This window comes from Bacteroidota bacterium (assembly GCA_016718825.1).
Lineage (GTDB): Bacteria > Bacteroidota > Bacteroidia > J057 > JADKCL01 > JADKCL01.
This window is the reverse complement of the sequence record JADKCL010000017.1, coordinates 23,232-36,054: the sequence shown is the minus strand read 5'-3', so window position 1 is coordinate 36,054 and position 12,823 is coordinate 23,232. Positions and strand designations below refer to the sequence as shown.

Annotated in this window: 10 protein-coding genes and 1 pseudogene; 9 read left to right on the top strand and 2 right to left on the bottom strand. The window is 51.2% G+C overall.

Going from position 1 to position 12,823, the window contains the following annotated elements:
* From IPN95_19285 to IPN95_19250, 8 genes and pseudogenes are all read left to right on the top strand, one after another.
* Positions 1-580, top strand: a 580-nt coding sequence (locus IPN95_19285; GenBank protein ID MBK9451511.1) for a glycosyl hydrolase, incomplete at its 5' end; no start/stop codon positions are given.
* Between the two features lie 195 nt (positions 581-775).
* Positions 776-1,297: a hypothetical protein gene (locus IPN95_19280; GenBank protein MBK9451510.1), complete on the top strand. Its 522-nt coding sequence runs from the start codon at positions 776-778 to the stop codon at positions 1,295-1,297.
* A gap of 527 nt (positions 1,298-1,824) precedes the next feature.
* The gene (locus tag IPN95_19275; protein MBK9451509.1) at positions 1,825-2,712 is read left to right on the top strand and encodes a hypothetical protein; all 888 of its coding nucleotides are present in this window, start codon (positions 1,825-1,827) and stop codon (positions 2,710-2,712) included.
* Positions 2,709-3,092, top strand: a complete 384-nt coding sequence (locus IPN95_19270; protein MBK9451508.1) for a hypothetical protein — start codon at positions 2,709-2,711, stop codon at positions 3,090-3,092. Before IPN95_19275 ends, IPN95_19270 begins: the two co-directional genes overlap by 4 nt.
* A gap of 210 nt (positions 3,093-3,302) precedes the next feature.
* Positions 3,303-3,899: a hypothetical protein gene (locus IPN95_19265; GenBank protein ID MBK9451507.1), complete on the top strand. Its 597-nt coding sequence runs from the start codon at positions 3,303-3,305 to the stop codon at positions 3,897-3,899.
* Between the two features lie 46 nt (positions 3,900-3,945).
* A pseudogene (locus IPN95_19260) lies at positions 3,946-5,743 on the top strand (ABC transporter ATP-binding protein).
* A 120-nt stretch (positions 5,744-5,863) separates the two neighbouring features.
* Positions 5,864-7,576, top strand: a complete 1,713-nt coding sequence (locus tag IPN95_19255; protein MBK9451506.1) for a T9SS type A sorting domain-containing protein — start codon at positions 5,864-5,866, stop codon at positions 7,574-7,576.
* A 367-nt stretch (positions 7,577-7,943) separates the two neighbouring features.
* Complete coding sequence (locus IPN95_19250) at positions 7,944-9,641, top strand: T9SS type A sorting domain-containing protein (GenBank protein ID MBK9451505.1); 1,698 nt, start codon at positions 7,944-7,946, stop codon at positions 9,639-9,641.
* 467 nt (positions 9,642-10,108) lie between these two features.
* Here the strand turns inward: IPN95_19250 and IPN95_19245 are convergent, their stop codons facing one another.
* Both IPN95_19245 and IPN95_19240 read right to left on the bottom strand, forming a co-directional pair.
* Complete coding sequence (locus IPN95_19245) at positions 10,109-10,606, bottom strand: acyl-CoA thioesterase (protein MBK9451504.1); 498 nt, start codon at positions 10,604-10,606, stop codon at positions 10,109-10,111.
* 67 nt (positions 10,607-10,673) lie between these two features.
* Entirely contained in the window at positions 10,674-11,270 is a 597-nt protein-coding gene (locus tag IPN95_19240; protein ID MBK9451503.1) for a TetR/AcrR family transcriptional regulator, read from the bottom strand.
* An 859-nt stretch (positions 11,271-12,129) separates the two neighbouring features.
* On the opposite strand from IPN95_19240, the gene IPN95_19235 reads away from it, so the two are divergent.
* Complete coding sequence (locus tag IPN95_19235; protein MBK9451502.1) at positions 12,130-12,819, top strand: VTT domain-containing protein; 690 nt, start codon at positions 12,130-12,132, stop codon at positions 12,817-12,819.
* The last annotated feature ends 4 nt before the right edge of the window (positions 12,820-12,823 follow it).

Sequence of the window (12,823 nt, the reverse complement as noted above, 5' to 3'; positions counted from 1 at the left end):
CGCCCGCTACCGTCGAATCCGCAGCCCAAACGCGCTCCACACTGCGCCAAGGCCCGTGCTCGCCAATTATCCGGCACGGAACATCGGCCCGACGCAGCAGGGCGGACGCATTGTCGACCTTGATGCCGATCCGCGGAATGCCAAAGTGCTTTACGTTGCCTATGCGAGCGGCGGGGTGTGGAAAACGACCAACAACGGCATGTCGTTTTCTCCAATTTTTGACGAACAGGGCACAATGGGCATTGGCGACATCGCCGTCTCGACCGCCAATCCGGACATCATCTGGGTTGGCACCGGCGAATGCAACAGCAGCCGCAGCTCCTACGCGGGCATGGGCGTGTATCGCTCGAGCGACGCGGGCAAAACCTGGGCGCACAAGGGCCTCACGGGCACACAGCACATCAGCCGCGTGGTTACGCACCCGACCGACATCAACACAGCTTGGGTCGCGAGCATCGGCGCGCTGTACACGACCAACGAGGACCGTGGCGTTTTCAAAACGACCGACGGAGGCGCGACTTGGCGCAAGACGCTCTATATCAACCCCGAAACCGGGGTGATCGACCTGTCATCGACCTAGGATCCCAATCACCTGCTCGCCGCAGCTTGGCAACGCAGCCGCAAGGCTTGGGAATTTGACGAGGATGGGCCAAGCTCAGGCATTTATGAGTCCAAGGACGGCGGAGAAACCTGGCTTGCCAGCAATACGGGCCTTCCCACCGGCGAAAAAGTCGGCCGCTACGGCCTCGCATTCGCCCCGTCGGATCCCAAAATCGTGTATGCGGTGCTCGACAACCAAGACACCGATCCCAAACTCCAAAAAGAAGACACCATCGGCGGCATTACCGCCCGCGCATTGGCCAAGATGACGCAGGCCGATGTCCTTGCCCTTGCTGACAGCAACCTCGACAAGTTCTTGAAAGAGAGCGGATTCCCCGAAAAATACAAAGCAGCCGGCATCAAAAACGACCTCAAAGCCGGAAAATACACCGTCAAAGACGTCGCCGAATACTTTGGCGACGCCAACGCCGCCTTGTTCAACACCGCAGTCAAAGGCGCAGAGCTTTACCGTTCCAATGACGGCGGAAAGTCCTGGACAAGAACGCATAGCGAGGCGCTCAAGGACGTTTATTATACCTACGGCTACTATTTCGGGATGATGAAAGTCGCGCCTGACAATCCCGAGGAAGCCTACATTGCCGGCGTGCCCTGCCTGCGCACACGCGATGGCGGCAAAACCTGGAAGGCGGTCTTCGATGCGGATGACATTCACGGACCACCACGTCGTTTGGCTTGATCCCGCGATCCGGAACATATCGTGTTGGGCAACGATGGCGGCCTCTACGAGTTATGACCGCGCCGAAAATGTGCGCCACCTCGACAATGTCGCTGTCGGTCAATTTTATACGGTCGCAGTGGACATGGAAAAGCCCTACAATGTCTATGGCGGATTGCAAGACAACGGCGTCCAAAAAGGCAGTTCGAAGAATGTCGCCGGCAAGGAAGAGGATTGGGAATTCATCTTTGGTGGGGACGGCATGTGCGTCGCGCCGGATATCAAAAATCCGAAAATTGTGTACACCGGCTTTCAATTCGGGAACTATTACCGGCTGGAAGAAGGCGGCGAATCGACAGAAATCACCCCGAAGCATGACATTGGCGAGGACAAATACCGCTGGAATTGGCGCACGCCGCTCATTCGCAGTCCGCACAACCACGAAATCATCTACATGGGTGCCCAATATGTCTTTCGGAGTTTGGACATGGGGAATGCGTTTGAGCGGATCAGCCCGGATTTGACGACGTACAAGCAGCCGCAGGGCAATGTTCCGTTTTCGACGATCACCGCCTTGGCGGAGTCGCCTTGCCAAGTTTGGCCTGCTCTGGGCAGGAACCGACGACGGCAATGTACAAGTCACGACAGATGCCGGCACGACCTGGTCGAATGTCACTACTGGCCTTCCCAAAGGCCTCTGGGTCAGCTACATTTCGCCATCTCCGCATGACAAGGCCACGGCCTTTGTGACGTTGACCGGCTACCGCAACGACGACTTTGCCTTCCATGCCTTCAAAACGACCGACCTTGGCAAAACTTGGTTTCCCTTGAAAGGCAACTTGCCCGAGGAAAATGCGAATGTCCTGATCGAAGACCCCGAAGTGCGCGATTTGCTGTATTTGGGAACCGATCAAGGATGCTACGCAAGTCTCGACGGCGGCGCGAATTGGATGGCATTCGGCAAAATTCCGAATGTGGCTACGTATGACATGGTCGTGCATCCCCGCGAACCGGAATTGGTGGTCGCAACCCATGGCCGCAGCATCTACATTGTCGAATTGAAAGAGTTGCGGGCGGCTGCCAAACGTGATGCGACGGAGCAATTGATGGTCTTCGCCCCGAACAAAATCAAATGGCGTGACAATTGGGGCAAGGCGCCCAATCCATTCACCGAGGCACGGCAACCCAAAATGCTACTTAAATACATGGTTCTGGGCCCAAATGTTGGCGACTTAGGTGAATGCATTGTCATGGATGCGAAGGAAAAGATCATTCATACCTGGGTCATTCACGCCAAACCCGGGTACAACGAATTGGAATGGAATTTGCTTCGCAAGGAAAAGGGCAAGGAAATTTACCTGGGTCCAGGCACCTATTGGGTCTATGTGAAAATAGGTGATGAAGAGAAAAAAACTGAATTGAAGGTCGAAAAATGAGCAGAATCAACGTTTTGTCGTTCAACGCGAAAGTCTTCGCGATCGGTTTGTTTGCCGTTTTCGGTTGTTTCCTAGGCGTCTGGGCACAGGATTATTTTTCCATGAGCGAAGGGTATTTCCTTCCGCATGTGCGCGAAAATATCCTCGACAAGCGCATGACCTACAAAGGCACCTTCAAGGATGGCCTGGTTTGGAAGGATGAGTCCGGCGAGAATACCGTGTTTCTCAGCTACGACGCCAATGAAAAGGAATCGAAACGCGACATTTATGTGTACCAATACCGCGTGGTGGACGGCAAATGTTCGTTGGTATGGGACATTCAGGATTTCAGCGGGGCGCTTTGCGAAATAACATTCGTCGGAACAGCCTGCAGCTCATAGATTTGGACCGGGATGGCATTTTGGAAGTTTGTTTTATGTACCAGAATGTCTGTGACGGCAATGATCCCTTCACGACCAAATTGATGCTATTGCACAACGGCGCAAAACTTGCCATCCGGGGTAAATTTTCCCAGAAAACAATGCCGAAATCGAGAAAATGTCGATCCGTCCGTGGCGAAATACGCGCCGATTTTCAAGAATTTCATGTTGATGAATTGGAATGAGTTCAAGGCTTCCGAGATGGAATACGCCAAGTCGATCCATTACCATACCGACCAATTCATCGTGCTCAAAAAGGAATACCTGATGGCGAGTGGCGGCACGGAATATCAGCTGTTGGACGCGAATGGCATTCCCCTCCCACTCGCCAAAGGCATGGAAAACAAGGTGAATTACCCCGTTTCGCTACATCTGATGCCCGACCGCAAAACTTTGCTGTATGCCGGACTCAGCGGTGTCGGTACATACGATCCGATCACGAAGCAGGAGAATGTCTACATGACCTTCTTGGAGGATACCGAAGCGATCAGCAGCCTTTCTTGGTCGCCGGACAAGAAAAAAGTCGCCTTCACAGCCTTGAATCCTACCCAATACCCTTCGGCTACAAGGATTTTCGTCTTGACCCTGGAAGGCAATTCGATGGCCAAAAAGGACAAGTTCGACGCGAAACTAATGTACATGGCCGCGAGCAATTGGGTCGTCGAGGCACCGCGGTTCAAAGACAACCATACCCTCGAATACACCGAAACAGTGATCAAGGACGACGAGCGGATCGAAGGCGATGTGAAAACGATTGTGCTGGAATAATTGCATTTAGTCTCCTTTTCGCCGTCAGAATGCCTAATTTTCGGGCATGGCGATTCCCCATCCGAATGACCGCCCCATGCGGCGGCTGTTTCAATTCCTCCAACCCTACCGCAGTCAATTTTTACTGGCTTCTGCCGCGAGCGTGACCAACAAGGTTTTTGACCTGATGCCGCCGTTGTTGGTGGGCTGGGTCATCGACGCGGTACGTGGGGAAGCGCCTGCGTGGATGCGTTGGCTTGCCCGCACCGACGATGCCTGGTCCTTGGCGATTTTCCTTTCAGTGCTAACGGTCCTGATTTTCGGGGTGGAGAGTTTCTTCGAATGGCTACTTGGATTTTGGCTTCAAACGCCTCGCGCAACGCGTGCAACACGACCTGCGCGTACACACCTACGACCACCTGCAACACCGCGAAATGGCCTACTTCGAAAAGCACCGCATGGGCGACACGTTGGCGATTCTCAGCGATGACGTCAATCAATTGGAGCGTTTCCTCAACACCGGCTTCAACGAAATCCTGCAATTGGTCGTGCTGTTCATCTTTTCAGGGATCATTTTGTTCACGACGAGCTGGCAATTGGCATTGATTGGAATGGTGCCGATTCCATTCATTTTATGGGGAAGCCGCCGTTACCAAAAGCTGGTTGGCCCGCGGTATGCAAAGATGCGTGACGAAGCCGGATTGCTGGGTAGCCGGATGGAAAACAACCTGAGCGGCATCGCCGTCATCAAAAGCTTTTCCGCAGAAGACTATGAGCGCGAACGGGTTGCAGCCAATTCGGAGGCTTATCGTGAAGCGAATTTTTCGGCGATCAAACTCAGCGCCGTGTATGTTCCGCTGATTCGCATGCTCGTAGCCGTCGGATTTGGGGGCACATTGCTGCTGGGCAGCTACTGGGTCCTGAAAGACAACGGCATGATCACCGTCGGCGAATTGGTTTTGTTTTCGATGATGATTCAGCGGCTGCTATGGCCGATCACGCGCTTGGGCGCGACCTTGGACAGCTATGAGCGCGCCAAGGCGAGCGCCAAACGGATTTTTGGCTTGCTGGATGTGGAAGCCACGATTGTGGACCGTGCCGGTGCGAAGGCGATCGGCCGTGCAAACGGAAATATTCGATTTGAAAATGTGTCCTTTGATTACGGCAACGAGGTTCCAGTCCTGCAAGGCCTTGACTTTGAAGTGGCTGCCGGGGAAACGATCGGAATTGCAGGAACGACCGGTTCGGGAAAATCAACCTTGATCAAGCTTTTGCTGCGTTTTTACGACGTGAAGGACGGAAAAATCGAGCTGGATGGGGAAGATTTGCGTGATCTGAAACTGAAGGATCTGCGGCGAAACATCGCCTTGGTGAGTCAGGATGTCTACCTGTTTCATGGTACGATTGCCGACAACATCGCCTATGGTCAGCAAGGCGCAAGCGAATCGGAAATCGAGGAAGCTGCCAAGGCAGCGCAGTTGCATGACTTTGTCATGAGCCTGCCCGAAGGCTACCAAAGTATCGTCGGCGAACGCGGCATCAAACTCTCCGGCGGGCAGCGGCAGCGCTTGAGCATTGCCCGTGCGATCCTGAAAAATGCCCCCGTTTTGATTCTGGACGAGGCTACGAGTTCGGTGGATACCGAAACCGAACGGGCAATTCAGGAGAATCTCGAAAAATATGCCCAAGGTCGGACTGCGATCGTCGTAGCGCATCGCTTGAGTACAATTCGGCAAGCCAACCGCATTTTGGTCATCGACAAGGGCCGTGTTGCCGAACATGGAACGCATGATGCACTGATTTTGCAGGGTGGAATTTATGCAGATCTATGGCACGTACAGACAGGATTATCTATTGACAAATAACAATTTAAGTCAATAAAATTAATTTGGATACGTAACATTCCCGTCAAACAGACTTGTAAAGAGAATGCAGGTGGCGAATCTTTGTATCGTTATCACAATCAAAATTATGGTTGAGACTAAATGGTAAGGCTTATGAAAAAGTTATTTTTATTTCCACTCTTGCTCGCTTGCTTTCTTTTTCCCGTGTTAGGCCAGGCTCAAATGATGCCTACACACGTCATCTCCTATCTACCCTTCACCCCTTGCGTCGGCGCCCCTGTCATGTTCTATGCAACTGACACGAGTGGCAACTACACGCAATCCTGGATGTGGTGGAGCTTTGGTGACGGCGGCAACGGAAGCAGCACCTCACAGCAACCCAACATTTCCCATGTTTACAGCAGCCCAGGCACGTACACGGTGAACTTCTATTCTTGGGACTCGATCTCTGGATTTTCTGATTCGTTATTCTTTAACATCACCGTCGACTCATTCTGTGCCAACCACGACTACTTCAGTGGTACGACCTACAATGACGCCAACGGCAATGGCAACCAAGACATTGGAGAGCTTGATTGGCCCAACCGGATCATCAATATCCAGCCTGGAAACTTCTTTATGACTTCCGATGCGAATGGCAACTGGGCTGTGAATCTGCCCACGGGAAGCTACACATTTACGTGTGTTCCGCCGACCTACCATCAAATCACTGAACCTTCGGGACAATCTTATACGATCGCTTCCGGTGGTACGGGTGCAATTCACAGCGGCAATGACTTCGGAATCAGCCCAATTGCCAACATGAATGACCTTCGTGTGAGCTTCTACTCCATTCCTCCGGTACCTGGATTTACCCGCACCTACTACCTTCACTATGAAAACGTGGGGACGACCGTACTCAACGCAACTTTGACGTTTGACCACGATGCAAGCCTGATCTATGTGGGCGCATCTAACAATGGAACGCATGCTGGAAATACCGTTTCTTGGAGCCTCGGCAACCTTTTGCCTGGAACTTCTGGATCGGTAACCTGCCAATTGACGATTCCCGTCAATACGGTCGTGGGTACTGCACTGCCATTCCAAGCCACCATCAATCCGATTGCTGGCGACGTTGCCCCTGGAGATAACGTCGATGGTGCTGATATGACGGTACTTTCCTCCTACGATCCCAATGACAAGGCTGCAACCCCTGCCGGTGTCGGAAACTCGGGAGACATTGCACCGGGTACCCGCTTGACCTATAAGATTCGCTTCCAAAATACCGGAAACTTCTATGCGACCGACGTGATTTTGCGCGATACCTTGGATGTCGATTTTGACCAAAGCACCTTGGAAGTCATCGGCGGCAGTCACCCCTTCACCTGGCACAACGATTTTGGCAAATTGGCCTTCGAATTCCGCAACATCATGTTGCCTGATTCCAACACCAATGAGCCGGGTAGCCACGGCCACGTCATCTACCGCATCACGCCAAAAAGCACCCTGCCTTTGGGAACGGAATTGACCAACACGGCGCATATCTACTTTGACTTCAATTCGGCCATCGTGACCAATACGACGCTGAATACGCTTGCCACTTTGGTTGCAGTGCAGCCTGGACGCAACAGCATCCACTTGGGTGTGGCTCCAAATCCCTTCAACGGCAGCACGATGATTCGCTTTGACAACTTGAGCGGCGAAAAGCACACGCTCACGGTCCGCGACATCACCGGCAAAATTTTGCTGCAAGACAAGGGCATCACCGGCGAACAACACGAATTGAACGCAAGTGGTTTGCCTGCTGGCATCTACCTCTTCAACTTGGAAAGCGCATCCGGCGTCGTCGGATCCGGCAAGCTGATTGTACAGTAATTCTTGGTCTGAAACGATTGATTGAGCAAGGCTCGCCGGCAACGGCGGGCCTTGTTTTTTTGTTGCTCCCATCAAGCCGCGGAATTTGCCTCATTCGGAATCCCATACTAATCATCGTATTGCATTTCGAAAATGCTTCAAGAATGCCATTCCTGTTCCATCACGAGAATTCTGGAGAGGATTGGCACACGGTTAAAAAGCAAAATCCTATTCGAATCAATACATTAATTTACAATCACATACATACACCATAAAGATTTGGATACGTAACTAAGGCAACCATTAACCTTGCAAAAGGAATGTAATCCGAAGAACTTTATCCTGTTGTCCCAATCGACTGATTGATTGGCACTTAAAAATGAGTTTTATGAAAAAATCAGGATTGCTTTCGTACTTGCTCTTGTTCCTATTTTTTGCCCCGCATCTTCAAGGGCAATTCATGCACAGCCATGCAATTTCCTATTTGCCCTTTACACCCTGTATTGGTTCGCCTGTAATGTTTTATGCCGTGGACACCACCGGGACATTTACCCAAACGATGCAATGGTGGGACTTTGGTGATGGTGGTATGGGCCAAACCTATACCGGCCAACCTATTTCGCATACCTATTCAAGCCCAGGAACTTACCTTGCAACGTTTCGCGCTTGGGATTCTCTGACCTGGGATTGGGACTCATCCTTCATCTCGATTGTGGTGGATTCGTTTTGCCCCAACCACGACCTGATCAGTGGCGTGACCTATCATGACACAAATGGCAATGGTACGCAAGACATTGGCGAACCCATTTGGCCAAACAGTACGTTGAATATCCAACCCGGTAACCACTTCCTGACTTCTGACGCCAATGGAAATTGGGCTGTGAACCTGCCTGCAGGAAGCTACACTTTTAGTTGTGTTCCACCGATTTACCATCAGGTCACGGAACCTTCAGGGATTACCCATACCGTGGTTTCAGGCGGCACAGGAGCCTATCATAGCGGCAATAATTTCGGAATCGACGCCATCGCCAACATGAATGACCTTCGTGTGAGCCTAGTTGCCATCCCTCCTGTTCCAGGCTTTACACGCTCATATTCTATACATTACGCAAATTTAGGCACGACTTATCTGAGTGGCTCAATCACCTTCACCTACGACCCCAGCCTGATTTTCACATGGGCATCCGGTAACGGAACGCAATCTGGAAATACAATTTCCTGGAATGTTGGGAACCTCATGCCGGGTGACCAAAGTGCAGTCGTTTGCGATTTGACCATTCCTGTCAATACTGTTGTCGGCTCAACTTTAGCATTTCAAGCGACCATCAATCCGATTGCTGGCGACGTTGCCCCTGGAGATAACGTCGATGGTGCTGATATGACGGTACTTTCCTCCTACGATCCAAATGACAAGGCTGCAACCCCTGCCGGTGTCGGAAACTCGGGAGACATTGCACCGGGCACCCAACTCACCTACAAAATTCGCTTCCAAAATACCGGAAACTTCTATGCGACAGACGTGATTTTGCGCGATACTTTGGATGTCGATTTTGACCAAAGCACCTTGGAAGTGATCGGCGGAAGCCATCCTTTCACCTGGCACAACGATTTTGGCAAATTGGCCTTCGAATTCCGGAACATCATGTTGCCTGATTCCAACACCAATGAGCCGGGCAGCCATGGCCACGTCATCTACCGCATCACGCCAAAAAGCACCCTGCCTTTGGGAACGGAATTGACCAACACGGCGCATATCTACTTTGATTTCAATTCGGCCGTCGTGACCAATACGACGCTGAATACCTTGGCGACCTTGGTCGCAGTGCAGCCTGGACGCAACAACATCCATTTGGGTGTGGCTCCGAATCCCTTCAACGGCAGCACGATGATTCGCTTTGACAACCTGAGCGGCGAAAAACACACGCTCACGGTCCGCGACATCACCGGCAAAATTTTGCTGCAAGACAAAGGCATCACCGGCGAACAACACGAATTGAACGCAAGTGGTTTGCCTGCTGGCATCTACCTCTTCAACTTGGAAAGCGCATCCGGCGTCGTCGGATCCGGCAAGCTGATTGTACAGTAAATTACTCTCTGAAACGATTGATTGAGCAAGGCTCGCTGGCAACGGCGGGCCTTGTTTTTTTATGAGATACTTTCCTTACAATCAGCGCAATAAAAATAAAAATTACTTCGAATTCCTTGACACGAGATGTCAAAGGCCCAACGTATTTTTAAGTATTGAGAATGAGAGAGAACTCGTTCACGATCATTGAAAATGAAGGGAAAATCAAGATTGAAAGTGAAGCCGTTCACAAAAAAGACGACTCAAAAATCACCCCAATTGAGCACCAACTTGTTCGGGCGCCGAGAACAATCACATCGAACTTCCGCCTCGAACTCAAACTGAAACTCCAGTTCCCTTCTTACCCAGTTCATCCGAGTTTTCCCTGTAAGCCTCGGACTAAAATACATCAGTCAACAGTCGGCAAAAATCCCCGCAAGCGTAGGTAAAGCCCACGCTGCGGGGAATTTTTTCTTTGGGATCGCAAATCAGCCCCGCGAAGCCTTCGAGCTCCCGCCGACCAACTGCATAAACCGTTCATCGAATGTTGCTGCCTCCATCGGAGCATGCACTTCGCCAAACATATTCATCAGCTGCTCCGAATGCACCTCAGATTTGCCTGACGCAACACGGAAGTGGATGAAATTTGCCCACATAAAGGCCTTGATCTGCGTTTTTTCTGCGTCCAGCATCCGCATCTCTACGGTAATGTCCCTGCTGCCAAAACGAATCAGCTGCGTTTCGATGACCACCTGCTCCATGAGCTTGGCGGGCTTGAAATAGGCGATCTGATTGCGGCCCACGACCCAACCGGCGCCCGTCGTCATGGCATGGCCGTAGATATCAAGCCCGTAATGCTTGAGCAACTGATCCTCGCGGGCATTGAGGAAGTAGTCGATGTAACGGGCATTGTTCAGGTGGTTGAAGGGATCGCAATCCTGAAACCGAACAATGGCCTCACTTTGGAGGACTTTTGGAAGTTGCATCGTTCCGTATAACATATTTTTCTCCTTTTCTATTATTTAGACCGATCGGTCTATTTTTGTAAAAATTTTATGCGGTCAGGTCTCGGCGCATGTCTTGCCGCAAAGCTTCGAGCAACCGGTGCAGCCGCACCTCGTCACGCGTCGCCTTTGCAAGTGCCAAGGCACCTTCAATCCTGCTGTAAATAATTTCTGCGTAGGCCTCAGCCTCTATTTCTGCTTTGATTTGGCCATATTTTTGGCCTTTCTCGAGGATACGGACGAGTGCATCGAGCATCGTACGCGTCGCGCGGGAAACGAGTTTGGCCATCGCGGGCACATCGTCCAAGGCGTAGCCGGACTGATTCAGAATCGGACAGCCGCCGTCCACGGGCGGGGCGGAAAGGAAAAGTGCATAGAAATCAAGAATGGCTTCGAGTTTCCCCAATGCCGTTTCGCTGCTTTTGATCCGGATCGCCAATTCGTCCATGACCTTGTAGAAGGCGTGCTCAAAGGCCTCTGCGGCAATCTCTTCTTTCCCGGAAAAGTGCCCGTAAACGCCTCCCTTGGCCAATCCTGTTGCTTTGAGAATGTCACTCATGGAAGTGCCGTGATAACCTTTTCGGTTAAACAGACTGCTCGCCTTCTCGATGATGATCCGCCGCGTGCGGTCGGCTTTCGCTTCCATGATTGCAAAGTTAAGACCGTTCGGTCTAAAAGCACAAGGTCTTGCTTGATTTTTTTCTTGCCCACTCCAAGAGGTCGTCTGATGCTCGAAAAGGCAAAAAATATATTTGAAACCTACTTGGGAACAAAAAAGGCCCACACTTCAACTGTTGCAAGGAGATTCGACTAAGCGCTGTATCCTGAATCCGCGTTTTCATTTTTCACCAAATTTCACGACCTTTTAGGAAACGTTTTTCAGCCTTATGAATTTTACTCGAAACGCTATTTTGACGCTTGGCTTACTCCTCTCTTTCACAATTACCCTTCGGGCAAGAACCGATACAGAATTCTACTCGACATGGACACCCACGAATGGCTTTGCTAAACGGATATGTGGAATCCATCTCACCGCCGATAGCATGTCGATTGACACAACTAACGGCGACCTGACGGAATTGGCACCTGTTTTGGAAATCTTACGAGAAGGTAATTTCGTTTGCTACCCCTTTTTCTATTCCGGGACCAACGAGCATTGGCCAACGAATCATCGCGCACCGATAGAGAAAACGATGGAAACGGCTTTGTTAATTTACCTATTGGGACGAGATGGTGTCCCGCACGAGCATCTTAAAATCATTAGCCATAGCGAATCTGGATGGATGTGCTCCTTTTTCCCCCTTCGAAATGTCTCCCCTACTGGAAGGCGGCACGGGCTGTTATATCCTTTATTTTGAACCAGCATACCACTAGCAATCTGGTCCCTTCGAAATAGTGGAGCATGACCGAACTATCATCATTTGGATTGTTCATAGCAATCAATTATACTTGAATTAGCATCGCAAGGTCCACTTTGCGGGTTGCTCCAACTTTGAAAATCAACTATGAGACGCTTTTGGGTGTTCACGCTTGTATTGCTGGGCGCGATGCTGCTGCTTTTTTTCGTGGTCCAGGCCCTGCATTTACCGTTTTTGGAGGAAAGCCCTGATTTCTGGATGGCACAGGAAAAATGGGTGGCCGCCTTGGCAGGAATCGGCTTGCTCGTGGCCGATGTCGTAGCGCCGGTACCTTCGAGCATTATCATGTTCGTGAATGGCGTCCTTTTTGGGGTATTTCTAGGTAGCCTGCTTTCCATTCTTGGCGGATTGGGTGCCACCTTGACGGGCCATTGGATTGGTACGAAGGGCGAGGCGGCGGGCAAACGCTGGATGGGCGAAATGGCCCTGGACCGCGCACGTACCTTTTTCCAGAAGCATGGTTTGATCGCATTGATTGTTTCACGCCCGATTCCGATCCTCGCCGAAGCGATCAGCATCATTGCCGGCATTTCCAGGAATGCCCCGCAAACAGTTGATTCCGGGCACCATCCTCGGCCTGATCCCTGCAGCCGTCCTCTATGCCATCGCAGGCGCTTATGCCGTCGATCTGAACAGCGGCCTCTATGCATTTCTCGCCGTAATGCTGCTGGCAACCACTGTTTGGGCCATTGGGAGGCTGATTTTGCATTCGAAGCGCAGAACCTCCTCCGTTTCCAATTGATTGATTTACCAATTATTCCAACTTCAATAGTTTAAAGCA